Origin of the sequence: Hwanghaeella sp. LZ110 (genome assembly GCF_048892525.1) — a bacterium.
In the GTDB taxonomy this organism is placed as follows: Bacteria; Pseudomonadota; Alphaproteobacteria; order UBA8366; family Aestuariispiraceae; genus Pacificispira.
This window is the reverse complement of record NZ_JBLZHT010000001.1, coordinates 230,569-248,419: the sequence shown is the minus strand read 5'-3', so window position 1 is coordinate 248,419 and position 17,851 is coordinate 230,569. Positions and strand designations below refer to the sequence as shown.

13 protein-coding genes are annotated in these 17,851 nt (G+C 55.1%); 9 read left to right on the top strand and 4 right to left on the bottom strand.

Annotation, left to right across the window (positions count from 1 at the left end; translation table 11 throughout):
• The first annotated feature begins 52 nt into the window (after positions 1-52).
• A complete protein-coding gene (locus tag ACOSDM_RS01110) occupies positions 53-829 on the top strand; it encodes a hypothetical protein (RefSeq protein WP_420722623.1) in 777 nt (258 codons plus the stop codon).
• On the opposite strand, the gene ACOSDM_RS01105 is transcribed toward ACOSDM_RS01110, so the two are convergent.
• Positions 812-1,834: a 2-dehydropantoate 2-reductase gene (locus tag ACOSDM_RS01105; protein WP_420722622.1), complete on the bottom strand. Its 1,023-nt coding sequence runs from the start codon at positions 1,832-1,834 to the stop codon at positions 812-814. The genes ACOSDM_RS01110 and ACOSDM_RS01105 overlap by 18 nt on opposite strands.
• Positions 1,834-3,348 (bottom strand): acyl--CoA ligase, encoded by a 1,515-nt coding sequence (locus ACOSDM_RS01100; RefSeq protein ID WP_420722621.1) that lies wholly within the window; start codon positions 3,346-3,348, stop codon positions 1,834-1,836. The genes ACOSDM_RS01105 and ACOSDM_RS01100 overlap by 1 nt, the downstream gene beginning before the upstream one ends.
• Positions 3,349-3,794: 446 nt before the next feature.
• Here ACOSDM_RS01100 and ACOSDM_RS01095 point away from each other — a divergent pair, with 446 nt between their 5' ends.
• The 5 genes from ACOSDM_RS01095 to ACOSDM_RS01075 all read left to right on the top strand — a co-directional run bounded on the left by ACOSDM_RS01095 (position 3,795) and on the right by ACOSDM_RS01075 (position 11,420).
• Positions 3,795-4,772: a Bug family tripartite tricarboxylate transporter substrate binding protein gene (locus ACOSDM_RS01095; protein ID WP_420722620.1), complete on the top strand. Its 978-nt coding sequence runs from the start codon at positions 3,795-3,797 to the stop codon at positions 4,770-4,772.
• Positions 4,773-4,815: 43 nt separating this feature from the next.
• Positions 4,816-5,346, top strand: coding sequence for a tripartite tricarboxylate transporter TctB family protein (locus tag ACOSDM_RS01090; protein ID WP_420722619.1), 531 nt, complete (start codon positions 4,816-4,818; stop codon positions 5,344-5,346).
• Between the two features lie 51 nt (positions 5,347-5,397).
• A complete protein-coding gene (locus ACOSDM_RS01085) occupies positions 5,398-6,921 on the top strand; it encodes a tripartite tricarboxylate transporter permease (RefSeq protein WP_420722618.1) in 1,524 nt (507 codons plus the stop codon).
• Between the two features lie 252 nt (positions 6,922-7,173).
• A complete protein-coding gene (locus ACOSDM_RS01080; protein ID WP_420722617.1) occupies positions 7,174-8,289 on the top strand; it encodes an efflux RND transporter periplasmic adaptor subunit in 1,116 nt (371 codons plus the stop codon).
• The gene (locus ACOSDM_RS01075; protein ID WP_420722616.1) at positions 8,286-11,420 is read left to right on the top strand and encodes an efflux RND transporter permease subunit; all 3,135 of its coding nucleotides are present in this window, start codon (positions 8,286-8,288) and stop codon (positions 11,418-11,420) included. The genes ACOSDM_RS01080 and ACOSDM_RS01075 overlap by 4 nt, the downstream gene beginning before the upstream one ends.
• A 31-nt stretch (positions 11,421-11,451) precedes the next feature.
• Here the strand turns inward: ACOSDM_RS01075 and ACOSDM_RS01070 are convergent, their stop codons facing one another.
• Both ACOSDM_RS01070 and ACOSDM_RS01065 read right to left on the bottom strand, forming a co-directional pair.
• Complete coding sequence (locus ACOSDM_RS01070; RefSeq protein WP_420722615.1) at positions 11,452-12,852, bottom strand: hypothetical protein; 1,401 nt, start codon at positions 12,850-12,852, stop codon at positions 11,452-11,454.
• Position 12,853: 1 nt separating this feature from the next.
• On the bottom strand, positions 12,854-13,762 hold the full coding sequence (locus ACOSDM_RS01065) for a hypothetical protein (protein WP_420722614.1): 909 nt from the start codon (positions 13,760-13,762) through the stop codon (positions 12,854-12,856).
• A 468-nt stretch (positions 13,763-14,230) separates the two neighbouring features.
• On the opposite strand from ACOSDM_RS01065, the gene ACOSDM_RS01060 reads away from it, so the two are divergent.
• From ACOSDM_RS01060 to ACOSDM_RS01050, 3 genes are read left to right on the top strand one after another with little or no spacing between them, the layout of a single operon-like run.
• A complete protein-coding gene (locus ACOSDM_RS01060) occupies positions 14,231-15,094 on the top strand; it encodes an FAD binding domain-containing protein (protein ID WP_420722613.1) in 864 nt (287 codons plus the stop codon).
• A complete protein-coding gene (locus ACOSDM_RS01055; protein WP_420722612.1) occupies positions 15,091-15,579 on the top strand; it encodes a (2Fe-2S)-binding protein in 489 nt (162 codons plus the stop codon). The genes ACOSDM_RS01060 and ACOSDM_RS01055 overlap by 4 nt, the downstream gene beginning before the upstream one ends.
• Complete coding sequence (locus tag ACOSDM_RS01050; protein WP_420722611.1) at positions 15,569-17,851, top strand: xanthine dehydrogenase family protein molybdopterin-binding subunit; 2,283 nt, start codon at positions 15,569-15,571, stop codon at positions 17,849-17,851. Before ACOSDM_RS01055 ends, ACOSDM_RS01050 begins: the two co-directional genes overlap by 11 nt.

Genomic DNA, 17,851 nt, shown 5'->3' with positions numbered 1-17,851 from the left:
CTCTACTTTAAAATGTTGTATCCATCAAAAACAACATAACAGGGAGGTTCTGATGCCAGTCAACGTCGAAATCGATGGAAATGAAGCCTATGATCAACTGATGAAGGATCTTTCGACTCTATTTTCCAACACGAAAGAGCCAAAAACACTCCAAACCAGCATCTACAATCGTACCAGCAACTTTGAAATTCACCCCTATTGGACCTGTTTGGGATCGACAAAATGTTTTGTTGTTCCAAATTTCCCCCAGGACATGGACATTTCCCTCAACCCACCAAATCCTGAGATACCCCAGAATGGTGAGGTTGAAGTCTGCGCCTATGAAGGCTCGACCCGCATTGTAACGGGGAACGCTTTCTTCATTGAAATCAATGATGGCAGCGACGACGCCCTGGCTCGGGAATTGATGCTGTTTGAAATCTATGCACTGGTTTCAAAGAATGAAGGGGGAGATACGATCTTCGCAAAAGCCACGCCCGTCTATGGGAGTTTGCTCAACATGCCCGGTATCCAGCCATTATGGGAACCCTTCCAGAAGTATCCGCCAAACATTCCCAAGGGCTGGTTAACCTCTTATGCCTCTTTCATGCTGCAGCAAGGTCAGCGACAAGGACGGCTGGAGAGCTTTGTAAGCAGTTGTTACGACACATTGGACCCCAGCTTGTCGGCCATCAGCAATGCCGACACATCCGGCGGGCAACGCTTCAACATTGCGGCAGAAATGTCGGGTAAAAATCAGTGTATTGTCGATGTCTATATCTGGGATGGCACCAGCCCAACGCCGCCACGCCCCATCGTGCCGGATCAACCGTCATCGCTTGAAAATTAGGGATTCCAGGGCTTCGTTATGCTGATATAGGCCCAGCACGGAGCCCTGCATCCGCACCAGGGCGGCAACGGCATCCAGGGTTGGGGTCGGGATGTCCAGCTTGCGCGCCAGTTCCAGAACCGTTGACGTCAGGGCGTCCAACTCCATTGGGCGCCCTTTCTCCACATCCTGCCGGGTGGAAGGCTTGTGCCCGATGATTTCCGTCCCGCCTTCAATCCGGCGCTCGACATCAACGGCAAAGCGCGCGCCGACAGCTTCCCCCACTGCCTTGCATTCCAGCATCATGCGACGCACGACGTCGGTACAGGCCGCATTTGCCCCGATCTGATCCAGGCTGGCCCCGGTCAGGGCGGAAACCGGATTAAACGAACAATTGCCCCATAGCTTGATCCAAAGCTCATCGCGCAAGCGCCCTTTGCGGGGGGCCTTCAATCCGCCCTTGATAAACAGGTTGGACAAGCGTTCCAGCCTCTCCGACTGGCTGCCATCCGGCTCGCCTAAGGAAAACCGATTGCCATATTTATGCTCTATCACGCCGGGTTCCGGCACATCCGCAGCCGGATACACGACACAGCCAATGGCGCGTTGCGGCCCGAATGCTTTCCATTGGGCAGCCCCCGGATCGACTGTCTCAAGCGGATTGTCATCCAAAACGGTCCCGGTATCCGCCTTATAGAAATACCACCAGGGAAGCCCGTTCACGGCAGGCACAATTGCCGTTTCCGGCCCCAGCAAGGGCGTGAACTGATCCACGATCGCCGGGACGGAATGGGCCTTTAACGTCACGATGACATAATCCTGCTGACCCAAATCGGCGGGATTACCGCTGGCTTTGATTTTATAGGTCGTCTCCTGACCATCCTTGCGCAGGATCATTCCCTTGTCCTGGATCGCCGCCAGATGTGGGCCGCGCGCGACCAGGGACACATCCGCCCCGGCCTCGCTTAAAGCCGCGGCCATCAATCCACCGATCGCGCCGGCACCATAGATACAAACCTTGGTCATTATGCCTCTCCCAGGCCCAGTTTTTCTGCCAGGCCGATGCGCTGCATCTTACCGGTCGCGCCTTTAGGGATTTCGTCTAAGAAAACAAACTTCTTCGGGATTTTGAAGGGGGCCAGAAGATCAGCGGCATATTCCTTCAAGTCCTTTTCCGTCACTGTGACCCCTTCCGCCAGAACGACGGCAGCGGCGACTTCCTCGCCCAGCATTTTATGGGGCATGGCGAAGGTCACGATCTGTTGGATTCCAGGATGTTCCATAAAGACATCATCCACCTCCAGGGGCGATACTTTCTCTCCCCCGCGATTGATGATCTCCTTTATCCGCCCGGTGATCTTCAGATAACCCTCATCATCCAGATAGCCTTGATCGCCGGTGCGGAACCAGCCATCGGTGAAGCTTTCCGCATTCGCCTTGTCATTATTCTCATAGCCGGGCGTGACATTGGCACCGCGAATACAAACTTCGCCCACCGTGCCGGCAGGCTGTTTCTTTCCACCCATGTCCAGTATGCAGATTTCCGGCCCGGCTGGCAGACCAACGAAACCCGGCTTCTGCTTGCCCGGTGGCAGCGGGTTAGAGGCCATCTGATGCGTCGCCTCTGTCATGCCATAAGCTTCGATAACCGGGCAGCCAAAGGTTTCCACCAATTCATTGAATACGGCAGGCGGCAGGGATGCAGAGGACGAGCGCACAAAGCGGAACTTCACCTGGGACAAGGCCTCAGGATTGCGCTTCGCCCGCAGCAAAATGGTCTGATGCATGGTTGGAACGCCTGAATACCAGGTCGGCTTTTCAGCAACCGCAAGGTCGAAAAACTTCAGGGCGTTAAAGCCTGGCGTACAGCAGACAGACGCCCCAGCCTTGATGGAAGACAGGACCACCGCGATCAGGCCATGGATATGAAACAAGGGCATAATATTCAGGCAATGATCCGCCGGTGTCAGGGCCAAGGTGCTGGCAATATTGCTGGCGGAGGCGAATAGGTTGGCCTGGGTCAGTGGCACGACTTTAGGGCGCGACGTCGTGCCCGATGTGTGCAGCACCAGGGCCTCATCCATCGGACCTGGCGCGGTGTCATCGGCCTCTTCCGCCCACAGGGTGAAGGCACCCGCAGGGTCTTCCGGCCCAACCAGGGCCTCAGCGACAGGAATATTCAGCGATCCAGCCGCAGCCCGGACTGGATTGTCACTATCCTGGGCAACGATCACCAGTTTTGGCTTCAAATCTTCCAGATAAAAGGCATATTCAGACTCTTTATATGCGGGATTAAGGGGCGCCGCAGACAGGCCAGAGGCAACCGCAAAGAAGGCACTGGCCATTTCCGGTCCATTGGGCAATACGATGGCAACCCGATCCCCTGGCCCGATATCGCGCGCCGCCAATTGCCGACGGATGCGCGCGCAATGCTGTCGCAAGGCCCTAAAGGTCATATCAGTGCGCCCCGGTGCTACCAGCGCCGCCGCATCGTCCGCCCCCTGCCCCAATAAATCAAATACCCGCCCTGTCACATCCATCTGTTCTTCCTCCCTTGATCGATTGTTTCGATCTGTCTCGTTTGATCCTGTTGTTATGGTCCCGTGGCAGAGATCAGGCAACAGTCCTGCGACCGGATGTCAGTATAGAAAAAGGCATCACTCCCTCAAGCCAACCGCATACTGAAAGAAACCGGGCAGAGGATTGAAAATCAAGTGAAAAAACTCAACCATGAATAACCATACGAAATTAATGGAAATAATAAAACGATATTTAATAATTTTATTTCGTAGACTCATGTGAATTTGTATGTAAATTACGTTTCATGTTTATACCCCTATCGACTCCAATGTCTGGTGATTAATCCCATTCATTCCAGGAATTCATCACAACGATAGCGGCATGGCATCAGGGTAGACCAAAAATTGGCACCCGATCCAACACCGGATACGCCGGTTCGGATTGTTTGATTGAAACGGAGGAAACCATGAACAAGCACATGCGTTCATTTCTGAACACGGCCGGGGCTTTAGCACTTTCATTTTCCGTCGTCACGGGACCAGCCCTTGCCTTTGAGCCGGACAAACCTGTGGAATTTGTAATTATGGCCGGACAGGGCGGTGGGGCCGACAAGATGGCCCGCTTGATCCAATCCATTATTGAAAAGGAAAATCTGGCATCGCGCCCGCTGATACCGGTAAACAAGCCCGGCGGATCCGGTGCGGAAGCCTTAACCTATATGAACAGCGTATCGGACCCGGACCATACGGTCATGGTGACACTGAATTCCTTTTTCACGACCCCATTGCGGCAACCGGGCCTGGGCGTCGATATCATGAAATTCGCGCCGGTTGGTCGCATGGCGGAAGACACATTCCTGCTATGGGTTCACAAGGATGAAGGTATCAAAACCTTCGAAGAGTTTGTTACCGCTGCCAAAGACCGCGGTCGTGGATGGGTGATGGGCGGCACCGGCAAGGCCGCAGAAGATGAAATCATCACAGACTATCTGAACAACAATTACGATCTTCAGATCAAATATGTCCCCTATAAGGGTGGCGGAGAGGTTGCCAAGCAACTGGCCGGTCGTCAGATCACGTCTTCGGTAAACAACCCGTCCGAGGCATTGGGCTTCTATCAATCAGGGGATCTGATTCCGCTGGTTGCGTTCACAGCGGAACGATTGCCCCTGTTCCCGGAGGTCCCGACGCTAAAAGAAGTGGGCGGAGACTTCGTCTATTCGATGCAACGCGCAGTCGTTGGGCCGCCGGGAATGTCCAAAGAAGCCCTGGCCTATTACACGGAGCTGTTCAAGAAGGCCTATGATACGGCTGACTGGCAGACCTATAAGACCAAGCAATCGCTGATGGGCAGTTTCATGGCTGGTGATAACCTGAGTAAATATTGGTCAGAACAGCTGGTGCGGCATGAAGCGATCCTGAAGGCTTCCGGCGCCATCAAATAATCCAACACACATCACCGTTAAACTGAGAGAGGAGCGCCAGGTTATGAGGCGAGCTGAAATCGTGACGGCCTTTTTCCTGGGGCTACTCTCTCTGTATTTTATGTGGAAAAGTGGGGAAGGACCGGGTTGGGACCCGGATGTCGCCCGGTTTGACAATATCGGCCTGATCCTGGACGAGGGACCGGGCAGTGGCTTCTGGCCCTTCTGGCTGTCCCTGATCATGTTGCTATGTTCGATCTGGATCGGGATTAACTGGCATCTGCGAAAATCCCCCCCGTCTCAATCCGAAGAACCCTTTCTGGACCGCCATGCAAAGCGCACATTTCTGCTGGTTGGGGGTGGTTTGCTGGGATTCCTGATCCTGATTGGCATTATCGGATTCTACGGGGCAATCTTTGTTTTCATGATCTATTTCATCGGGGGATTGGGGCGGCATCGCCTGATTCCAACGCTGATCATTTCCACCGCGATTCCGGTCTTCAGCTTCTTCTTCTTTGATATCGCGATGCGTATCGTGCTGCCAAAGGGATACCTGGAACCCTTGTTCCTGCCGCTATACGACCTGTTCCTGTAATACCGTTGATCCCGGCGACCGATTTGAGCCGCCCGGATTGGAGACTGCATCATGGATATCCTGTTAGCCCTGATTGACGGAATTGGCGCGGCAATGCAGCCCACAAATCTTGGCCTGGCCATTGCGGGCGTCATGGTCGGATTGTTTGTCGGCGCCATGCCCGGGCTTGGGTCAGTCAATGGCGTTGCAATTCTATTGCCATTCACCTTTGTTATTCAGGAATTTACCGGTTCAGCGACCTCCCCCATGATCTTTCTGGCGGCAATCTATTACGGGGCCATGTATGGTGGTGCCATATCCTCTATCACGTTGGGTATTCCAGGCGCATCGACCGCCGTGGCGACAACCTTTGACGGTCGACCAATGGCGCTGGCGGGACGGGCCGACCGGGCATTGGTAATTGCCGCCCTAGCATCCTTCGTCGGGGGAACGATCTCCAATATTCTGTTCACCGCATTCGCCCCACCGCTTGCCAGCGTTGCCCTGAAATTCGGTGATCCGGAAATTTTCGCACTCATGCTCCTGGCATTCGCGACATTCATAGGACTGGGGGGCGACGACATTCCCAAAACGATCTTTTCGATCTGCTTCGGCCTGGTTCTGGCCTCGGTTGGCTTTGACATCGTGTCGGGGGAACCGCGTCTGGTCTTTTTCGACATTTCCGGTTTCAGTCACGGCATCCGCTTTCTGGTGCTGGCCATCGGTGTCTATGGCATTGGAGAGATGATGTGGACGATGATGGCGTCCCAATCCCATTCGGCGATGAGCTATGTGAAAATCACGCGTCAGGGGCTTATTGCCGCCTGTAGAGAATTTGCCAGCGCCTGGCGCGGTACGGCGATTGGCTCCTTTCTGGGTTTCTTCGTCGGGTTGCTGCCTGCGGCGGGTGCGACCCCTGGCTCCCTGATGGCCTATGGCGTTGCCAAACTGACCGCGCGAGATCCAAAATCCTTTGGCAAAGGGAATCCCGATGGAATATCAGCGCCTGAATCTGCGAATAATGCGGCCTCGACCGGTGCCATGCTGCCGATGATGACGCTTGGCATCCCAGGCTCTCCCACCACGGCCGTGTTGCTGGCAGGAATGGTAATCTGGGGATTGCAGCCAGGGCCGTTACTGTTCTCCAGCCAGCCGGACTTTGTTTGGCCCCTGATCGGATCTTTCTATATTTCGAATGTGATCGCGGTGCTGGTTAACCTAGCCTTCATTCCCGTCTTCGTGTGGATGTTGAGAATGCCCTTCACAATCCTGGCCCCGGTAATATTTGTGCTGTCGCTGATCGGGACCTTTGCGGCCTATCAGGATATGTTTGATGTCTGGCTGATGGTCCTCTTTGGGTTCGGGGCCTTGTTACTGCGCAAGCTGGACTATCCTTTGGCACCGGCGGTTCTGGCCATCGTTCTGGGTCCAATTGCAGAACCGAAGCTGCGACAATCCCTGTTATTCTCTGATGGGGATTTCAGCATCTTTTTCACACGCCCGATTGCAGGGCCAATTACCATTGTGGCCCTGATCCTGATCCTTCTGCCCATTGTGAAATTCGCGTTGGCGCATATCCGTCCCGCCAATCGGTAGAACATCACCTAGAAATCCGGCATTCCCTGATCTGCCTGGACGGGCACATTTCCCCGAAATTGAGGCGGATTGCCCGTGATACGGACGGAAACGTAATTTATTCATAGCATTGCGACGGGTTCAGGGATATGAAACGTCATTTGTAACATTGGCTTATGTTCAAACTGGCAGGCTCACGAATTTGATCTAAGTAGAACATGCGAGACAGCGCCAATGTGACCCACATTGTTTTTGGATTGGATTTAATCAGACATGTCGCCTGCAAAGCAGATTATGATTTTGATCGCCATCGGCGCCATCGCATTAGGCGGTTATGAAGGCTGGCAACACTACGATCAGAAATTGGCGAAATCCGATGCCGCGCCAAACCGGTCCGCTGCCAGAGTAATCCCCGTCGAAACCGCCCCCGTTATCATGCGCCCGATGGAAACCACCATCGAAGCAGTAGGGTCGACGCGGGCGAAACGCACCGTTGAGATCAAACCCTTTGCCGATGGTCGTGTCGTCGAAGTCGCCTTTAAAGCAGGACAATCTGTCGAGGCAGGCGAGACCCTTTTGCGGTTGGATGACGAAATCGAACGGGCCGATCTGATTGAAGCGCAAGCCAGACTGAAAGACGCACTCAGCGCCCTGAAACGCGCCGAGACATTGCGTAAGTCCAATACTGTGGCCGAAGCGACCGTGGACACGCTGGTCGCCAATGTCGCCATAGCCCAGGCAGAGCGGGATCGCGCTACTCGACGCTTGCAAGACCGAACGGTCAAGGCCCCCTTTGCAGGCGTTGTCGGTTATTCGAATGTAGAGCTTGGCGCCCAGGTGGAAACCGGCGACACGATCACAATACTGGACGATTTGTCCGTTGTTGAAGTGGAATTCTTTCTGTCGGAAGACATGTTCGGGCGCATCACGCCCGGGCAAAAGGTAGAAGCCAATGCGGCCGCCTTTCCAGGTCGGAAATTCGATGCGGAAATTCTCTCGTTGGACAGCCGTATCGCGCCGATCTCGCGCTCATTTCAGGTCCGAGCATTTATCCCGAATCCAGATCGTACCCTACCTGCGGGAATGTTTATGCATCTATCCATCGTCCTGGATGCGGATGAGACTCTGACAGTCCCAGAAGAAGCCGTCGTTGTGGATGGCAATCAATCCTATGTTTTTGCCATTACCCAGCGTGATGATGGATTGCGGGCCTCACGGCGCAATGTCAGCATCGGGCGACGCTCGATTGGATATGTCGAGATATTGGGCGGATTGGCCCAGGGGGAGGATGTCGTTATACGTGGCGTGCAGAAAGTTCGGGAAAACTCTCTGGTGGCCCCAAAGTCTGCACGACAGGAAACGGTAACCAGTGAGGCTACTGGCACATGACCCTTTCCGACCTTTCGATCCGCAGACCTGTCCTTGCCATCGTTGCCAGCCTGTTGATCATCACGGCGGGCATTGCCTCGCTGATGTCCATTCCGGTGCGAGAACTGCCCGATGTCGATTCCGCCGTCGTGACGGTGACGACGACCTATACCGGGGCGACTCCACAGATTATCGATACGGATATAACGGAAATACTGGAAAGTTCTATTGCCGGTGTCTCTGGTGTGAAGACGATAACATCCCAAAGCCGCCGCGGGCGCAGTCAAACGGTTATTGAGTTCGAAACAGGCCGGGATATCGATCAAGCGGCAAATGACGTCCGGGACGCCGTCGGGCGGGTTCGGGGAAACCTGCCAGATGGTGCGGACGAGCCTCAGATCGTTAAGAATGACAGCGATGCCGATCCCGTAATGCGGCTGGCCGTATCGTCCACCAATCACACGCCCGAGGAAATTACCGATTATGTCGACCGTTTCGTTGTGGATCGACTGACAACTCTGGACGGTGTTGCCAGTGTCGATATCCAGGGGGGACGCCGCTATGCGATCCGCATCTGGATCGATCGGCGCGCATTGGCGGCCCGCAACCTGACGGTTGGGGACATTGAAGCGGCAATCAACCGCAACAATGTCGAACTGCCTGCGGGCGAGATTAAATCCAGTCAACGCCTGATCGATATCCGGTTGGATGGACGATTTTCAACAGTTGATGGATTCAAGAACATCGTTCTGGACACCGTTGACGGTTATCCGGTTCGCCTGAGTTCCGTTGCGACAGTAGAGCTTGGCGTGGAGGATGATGAAACCATTATCCGGGCCAACGGCCAGCCTGCTGTCGGCTTGTCCGTCATCCGCCAAAGCCAGGCCAATACGATGGAGATTTCCACCGCCATCCGGGCCGAAGTCGCAAACCTGGCCGACTCTTTGCCGCAGGGGATGACAATTATCGTGGGGTCCGATGACGCCCTGTTCATCGCCGCCTCCATACGCGAAGTGATGATCGCGCTTGGCCTGTCATTGGTTCTTGTTATTCTGGTGATCCTGCTGTTCCTGCGTTCTGTTCGCTCAACCCTGGTTCCAGCCGTTACCATCCCCATCGCGCTGATTGGCTGTTTTGCGCTGATCTCTGTCATGGGATTTTCAATCAATGTGCTGACACTGCTTGCACTGTTGCTGGCGATTGGTCTGGTTGTCGACGATGCCATTGTGGTGCTGGAGAATATCCAGCGCCGTATTGATGAAGGGGAAACCCCACTGGTTGCGGCGGTGCGGGGCACCAAGCAAGTAACCTTTGCGGTATTGGCCACCTCTATCACATTGGTTGCTGTTTTTATTCCAATTTCCTTCCTGGGCGGACAGGTCGGACGGCTGTTTAGCGAATTTGGCATGGTGATGGCCGCCGCTGTGTTGATTTCCACCTTTGTCGCCCTGAGCCTTGTGCCGATGATTTCATCGCGCGTTTTGCGCGCCGCGCGCAAGTCGGCCCGTTCGTCTGAAACGGCTCAGGATGGTGATACGGCCATGGCCCAATCGACCATAGGGCGCAGTTATCGATTTCTGTTACAGCGGGCCGTTGGGGCCCCCCTGATTGTCATCGCGCTATCCCTGGTCTTCGTTGCCGGATCCTTGGCATTGTATGAACAATTGCCGCGCGAACTGGCTCCTCAGGAAGACCGAGGTGTTGCCTTCGTGCCAATCACCGCGCCGCAAGGGGCAACCGTAAACTATACCGATGAGCAGGCGAAAATCATCGAAAAGGCACTTCAGCCACAGGTCGATAACGGCAATATCACAACCGTGTATTCCCTGGTGGGCTGGGGCAATCGACCTTACCGGGCCTTCGTCGTGCTGCGCCTTGCCCCTTGGGAAGAGCGCGAAGACAGTCAGGCAAAAATCGTCAGTTCTGTTCAGCCCGCTGCATTGGGCCTGCCGGGCGCCCGTGCTGCCGTGGCAAGTCCGGCGGGCTTGGGTCTGCGGGGTAATTCATCCCCGCTGCGGGTCGTTGTTGGCGGCCCCGATTTCGAGCAGGTGAAACAATGGGCGGCCGCCTTACTGGAACATGCCGAAGCCAATGATAGCCTGATCAACCCGGAAATTGACTTCGAAGAAAACCAACCGGAATTCAACCTGTCGCTCAATCGCGCTCAGGCGGATGATCTGGGCATCAGCGCCGAAACGGTCGCGTCCACATTACAGATCATGTTCGCGTCAGAAGAACTGACCACCTATATTGATCGCGGTCGGGAATATCCGGTGATCGCCCAGGCCCGCCTTGAGGACCGCCGGACTCCCAATGATCTGACCAATATCTTCATTCGCAGTCCCAATTCCGGTCAGGGTAGTCAATCCCTGGTCCCGTTGAGTTCTCTGGTCGGCATAGAATCCGGTGCTGCATCTGCAGAGTTGCGTCGGTTTGACCGATTGCCTTCTATCACTATTCAGGCCGCGCTGGCCCCGGGTTATACACTGGGAGACGCGCTGACTTATATGGAAGATGGTGCCGCCAGAATACTTCCCGACTCCGCCAAGCTTGGCTATGCAGGACAGTCCGCCACCTATAAGGATACATCCGGGGATATTCTGGTTACATTCGCCATTGCGCTGTTAATTGTCTTTCTGGTCCTGGCGGCTCAATTTGAAAGCTTCATTCACCCATTGGTCATCATGCTGTCGGTGCCCCTGGCCGTAGCCGGCGCAATTTATTCGCTGACACTTGCCGGCCTGTCATTGAATGTCTACAGCCAGATTGGGATCATTCTTCTGATTGGGCTGATGGCCAAGAACGGCATCCTGATTGTCGAATTTGCCAACCAATTGCGCGATGAGGGTAAATCTGTGCGGGACGCAGTGATTGAAGCCTCAGTCCTGCGCTTCCGCCCCATCGTGATGACAGTCATTTCAACCATTCTGGGCGCTGTTCCTCTGGTCATCGCCAGTGGCGCCGGGGCGGAAAGTCGTATCGCGATTGGCTGGGTCATTGTAGGAGGGCTCAGTTCCGCCCTGGTTCTAACGCTGTTTCTGACGCCTGTTCTGTATGACCTGATGGCGGGCCTGTCGAAACCACGCTCCGCAGTGGAGAAGGCGCTGAACGAAGCCCTGGCAACGCCCAAAGGACATCAGGCGGCAGAATAGGCCAAATCAAAGTCGGCTTGTTTGGTAACTATCAGCGCGCCAACCCCACAAACAACCGGTGTTTTGCATCCTTTGCGCGTTTGGATCCCGACACGATCTCTATCAGGCGGCAAAAATACAGGACGCTTTCTTCAGCCAGTTCCGGATTCGCCGCATGATGCTGATCCAGCCATAATTTCAGGCGGTTTTCAGACGCAATCAGCATCTTATCCAGTGCCTGGCGCTCCCGTTCAAAGGATGATTTTGCGCCAATCCGGTCGGCGATGCCATTCACCCGTTTGAAGGACAGAGCGATCCGTTCGGCATTTTCGATCATGTCCAGGACGTCGTCTGTTAGATCGGTGCCCGACTCCACCAAATTCAAAAGTGTTTCGATGGTCGGGGTAACCGTTTTCTTTGCAGACCGTATGACCGTTTCATCAACCAAAGCAGAAATGGACCGGATGTGCCGCAAGGCCGTCGCCCTGGTCGCATCGATATTCCCTTTTGATGCGCTGCCTTTCAATCGGTCCATTTCGTCCAGATAGGTTTCCAACTCGTTAAACAGGGCGTCGGGCGCGATACGGCCCCGCTTGATTGCTGTTGCCAGATCGTCAGCAGTTGAGTCCAATTCCTGCAGCAGGGATTTTTCGATCCGGTCCCGAACTTGCCGGATCCCGGAACACCAGACGGTTTTTGTGACATCCATAGACCGAAAGATGGTCATGATGTCCGTCTTTGTCTTCAATCGACGATGGATGGTCCAAACGACCATTTCCGCAGCCTCTGGCTTGTCGTTATTTGCCTGGCTCAATACAGAAACAAACGCTTCGACCATATCCTTCTTCAATCGGACAATAGGTCGATTTGGATACAGCAATCGCACATCACGGATGGAAGCCGCGACGTGCAGACATGCAGCGGCCTCCAGAATATCCTCGTAACGATCGGTGCCCCCCAATTCAATCAGCAGGGCCTTTTGTGCCTCACCAGATTTCTTGGCCGCAAATTCGGCGCGCCATGCCTCATCGGCGAGAGCCCAAAGCTCGGCCTTTCGTATCTCCAGATCATTCCAGCGCTCGGCCTTGAAATCCTCGATCATCTCCTTTTCAGCCGCATCCAGTTTTGCGCCTAACAGGGCTTGGCTCTTTTTAATGAAGGGCGCGATACTTTTGCGTTCTATCAATGCCTCACGCTTCACATCCGGCACATAACTGATGAACAGGTCCTCGCAGGGCTCGCATAAGACACGGTCGCGGGTGGGAATATGTTTGGGGCGGATTTCGACCAGGGCTGGACGAATCATCTCCAGAATTTTCGCTGCGGGTATATCCTGAAAATTGATAGACCGACCATATTCAATGGCGCGTGTCAGCGCATGCAGTTCGCCATCGCCCAATGTGACAAGATACTGCTGCAGCCGCTTTAACTTGTCTTCGGAAATCGATGTCATATCACTGATCAACCATTTTGAATTGTGTAAGCCTGCCCAGCATTTCCTGGTCCAACTGTTCAGTGCGCCAGTCTGTGTTGGCTTTCACCCATCCTTTCTGGGTGTCGCGAATACCATTCAATTTATCAATTTGATCGCCAATCAGAACACTTTTGGGAAGGATTGGAAGATTCTCGTAGATCATCTCCAACACTTTCCGACGCTCTCCCCTGAAACTCTCACTGGACTCATTCCAGGCTTCAATCAGTCGCGGCCATCCGTCAATGATCCAAGAGATCGTCTGGACGTGCTCTTCCATCAGTTTCATGGTTAGGTCGGCATGGGTCAGCGCAGTCCCGATATCATGCTCGAAAGACCAGCATTTTTCCATTTCACGATTGGCAATATCTGACGTCAGCTTGGCGCTGTCATTAATGCCGCGCCCCATAAACTGAACTTCCGGCGGTTCCTTCGACAAATACTCTTTTATATCCGCAGTCATCGTCTGCATATGAATATAGGTCTGGCGCAAATAGCCGGGATGGTCCGCATTCCGAACGCCAATTGTCCCCGTCAGACGCGCCCATCTCTCAAGCTTCTGCATAATTTCATCGGGCGTTGTGTTGGACTTTTCAGCATAGGATTTGAATTGCTCCTTTGCCAACTTCTGGCCTTCCGGCGTAATTAGAACTTTCAAGTCCAGATCCAGGGAATCATCGGCCAGCAATTTCAAAGCCCGAACGATCAACAGGCATTGATTGAACAAGCGCACATCTTCTGCATTCTTGATTTCACGCTTGGCCGCACGCGTTCGCGGCACGCCCCCATATCCACGCGCATCCATGTCCAAGACAACCTGACGCAAATCAAACGGTGTGATCGATGTCAGTTCACCCAAACTATCCAAAAGCGCCTGATCGTACATATTCAAGTCAACAAGACTGCTCAGTGCCTTGAAGGGGACAACATAAGTTCCCTCGCCTCCACTGAGGCCAGGTAAAAGAAACTCGCGATTTTTGGCGGTGCTGCCTCGAAGCCGGGCGTTACGCACCACCTCACTGGTGAAAGGCACGTTTACGCCGCGCTCATCAAAGGTACTTGGCAAATAGTGCATAAACGCTGCCTCACCCGACTTTGTGCCGTTAAGCTTATATTTATCAAAATATAGTATTATTCACTGGTCATCGAAAGAAAATACTAGAACCCTGCATATAGGGTTGTTTTAGAGGCGTTCACAATCTGGAAACGTAAAATTAGGCCCGTGAATATAGGAGATACTTCCCCTAAAGTTGACGTGAGAAATCTTCGGGTTGAAAGAAGCCGTCGGACACGACAGACTCCCTCCGATACTGGCGGGACATAAAAATCTCGCCTTCCTTCTTATGCCAGGAGTCCCTGAATGCGGTATGAAAGTCCGACTACAGTACAGGCAGCTGTCTCCTTGCTGGCCGATGCGGCTGGCAAGGCGCATATTTTGGCGGGGGGGACAGATTTGCTGGTTCGCCTGCGGTCCGGATTCATTGAACCCGACTTGATCGTCGACCTGAAGCGGATTGATGCCCTGAAATCAATCACAATGGAAAGCGATGGCCTGCGTGTCGGGGCTGCGGTTCCCAGCGCTATGCTGAATGAACATGCGCAAGCGGTTGCCGGATGGCCAGGCGTGTGTGAAGCCGCCAGCCTGATCGGATCGACGCAGGTTCAGGGTCGCGCGACGATTTCAGGCAATCTGTGCAACGCCTCCCCCGCCGCTGACAGCGTGCCCGCCATGGTCGCCGCCGGGGCTGTCGCCCGCGTCATCGGCCCAAAGGGCACCCGCGATGTTCCGGTTGAAGATATTGCAACGGGTCCTGGTAAAACATCCCTTGGGAAGGGAGAGTTTGTCGATTCCATTCTTTTGCCCAAGCGCGCCCCTGGAACTTCGGACGCCTATTTGCGATTCATTCCACGAACCGAAATGGATATCGCGGTCGTGGGTGTCGGCATCTGCCTGACCGTTGATAAATCAGGCACCTGCACCGCAGCCCGGGTTTCCCTGGGCGCAGTCGCCGCAAAAGTCATGGTGGTGGAGACCGCCGCCAAGGCCCTGATCGGAACCAAGATGGATGACGCCGCGTTGAATGCTCTTGCAGCAGCGTGTTCCGCCGCCGCTACCCCGATTGACGACAAGCGCGGAACCGTTGCGTTCCGTACCGATATTGCAGGCACACTGGCAAAGCGTGCCGCCAAAATCGCGCTAACCCGTGCGGAGAAAAATCTATGAGCCAGCTTCACGTCACCACGACTATCAACGGCGATCAGACAGAATATCTGTGTGACGCAGAAGAAACCCTGTTGGATGTCCTGCGGGACCGGTTACAAATGACCGGATCCAAGGAAGGCTGTGGCACAGGCGATTGCGGTGCCTGCACCATCATTCTGGATGGGCGTCCCGTCTGTTCCTGTCTGGTGCTGGGCGCTGAAGCGCAAGGCCGCAGTGTCGAGACCATCGAAGGCATGGCCGATGGCGAGGACCTGCACCCCTTGCAACGGCATTTCCTGAATGGGGCCGCCCTGCAATGTGGTATCTGTACGCCAGGCATCCTGGTCGCCGCAAAAGCCCTGTTGGCGCAAAACGCCAATCCGTCGGAAACCGAAATTCGCTATTGGTTGGCGGGCAATCTGTGCCGCTGTACCGGGTATGATAAAATCATCCGCGCCGTTCAATCCGCCGCTGCGGAGATGAGAGGAGAGACGCATGCCGCTTGATCGTGATCCTGCCGACCGCACCTATAAAGTCGTTGGTCATCGCCATAACCGCCCGGATGGTATCGACAAGGTAACAGGCCGCGCCAAATTCGGGGCAGATCTGGCCGCGCCGGGCCTGCTGCACGGGAAAATCCTGCGCAGCCCCCATGCCCATGCCCGCATCAAATCTATCGATACCTCCAAGGCGCTTGCCCTGGAAGGCGTAAAGGCCATCGTCACCGCGGCAGATTTCCCGGACCATCCGCAGGTCCTGGAAGATGGTGAACTGACCAATATCCGCTATAACGTCATGGCCCGCGAAAAGGCTCTGTATGATGGCCATGCCGTGGCAGCCGTTGCCGCCAGCAATCCCCGCATCGCCGCCAAGGCGCTGAAACTGATTGAGGTGGATTACGAGGTCCTGCCCCATGTTGTCGATGTAGAATTGGCGATGAAGGATGATGCGCCGATCCTGCACGACCACATCCGCACAGAAGGTGTGGAAGATGCGCCAGACCGCCCGACCAATGTCGCCGAGCGCATTGAATTAGGCTATGGCGATGTCGAGGCAGGCTTTGCCGAGGCTGATGTCGTGATCGAACGTCAGTTCCGCACTGGCGCGGCGCATCAGGGCTATATCGAACCCCATGCCTGTCTGGCCAATATTTCCGGTGATGGGTCAGGCGATCTGTGGTGCTGTACCCAGGGTCAATTCATGGTCCGGGACGTCTGTGCCCAGTTGAACGGCATGGATGTGTCAAAACTGCGCGTTACCCCCTCTGAAATTGGGGGGGGCTTTGGTGGCAAGACAACGGTCTTTATCGAACCTGTCGCGGTCGCCCTGTCCCGTAAGGCCGGAAAACCTGTGAAGATTGTCATGAACCGGGGCGAAGTTTTCCGCGCCACCGGCCCGACAGCCTCCAGCGCAATTTGGGTTAAGATGGGCTGTAAGAAAGACGGCACCATCACCGCAGCTCAGGCTGAATTGAAGTATCAGGGCGGGGCCTTCCCAGGCTCACCCGTTTCGATGGGGGCCATGACGGCCTTTGCCTGCTATCAGCCAAAGACCCTGAAGGCGATTGGGTGGGATGTTGTGACCAACCGTCCGAAGCAAGCGGCCTATCGCGCACCGGGCGCCCCAATGGCGGCCTTTGCGGTGGAAAGTATTGTTGAGGAGCTTGCGCATACAATCGGCATGGACCCGGTTGATTTCCGTTTGAAGAACGCGGCAACATCGGGCAGCAAATCCGCCTACGGCCCGACCTATAGTGATATCGGGCTGGTGGAGACGTTGGAGGCGGTGAAAGCGCATCCGAATTACGCCATTAAGCTGGGCCCCAATCAGGGACGTGGCGTTGCCAGCGGCTTCTGGTTCAATTTCGGCGGACAAACGGCGGTCACTCTGAACTTGAACATTGACGGCACCGTCGCTCTGTCAGTCGGCACGCCCGATATCGGGGGCAGCCGGGCGTCCATGTGTGCCATGGCAGCCGAAGAACTGGGCATTCCCTATCATCATGTTCAGACGATCATCGCCGATACCGGGTCCTTGGGCTTTAACGATGTGACCGATGGCAGTCGGGTGACCTTTGCCAGTGGATTGGCGACGATCGAAGCCGCGCGCAATGCGGCAAAGGTTCTGTGCGAACGTGCCGCAAAAATCTGGGGAATTCCTGCCGATGCTGTGACCTGGGAGAATGGCTGTGCCGTCCCAGCCGGTCCGAATGCGGGCGAGTTTCCCCCGATGACTATTAAGGAGCTTGCGAAGAAAGCAGGTGAAACAGGTGGCCCGATTGCGGGACATTTTGAGGTCAGCGCCGATGGTGCCGGCCCCAGCTTTGCCACCCATCTGGTGGATGCGGAAGTGGACCGGGAAACCGGGCGCATCACCATCCTGCGCTATCTGATCGTGCAGGATGCCGGAAAGGCCGTCAGTCCCGCCTATGTCGAAGGACAGATGCAGGGCGGCGCTGTTCAGGGCATCGGCTGGGCCCTGAACGAGGAATATATCTACAACGACAAGGGCGTGATGGAAAATCCGGGCTTCCTGGACTATCGCGTGCCCGTCGCCTCGGACCTGCCGATGATCGATACGCAGATCGTGGAAGTTCCCAATCCGGGCCATCCCTATGGCGTGCGGGGCGTTGGAGAAACCTCCATCGTGCCGCCTTTGGGCGCCGTTGCAAACGCGGTGGCTGCTGCGGTTGGCGCGCGACCGGAAGAATTGCCCATGTCCCCGCCGCGTCTGCTGAAACTGATGAAGGAGCAGGCCCAGCCGCTTGCTGCGGAATAG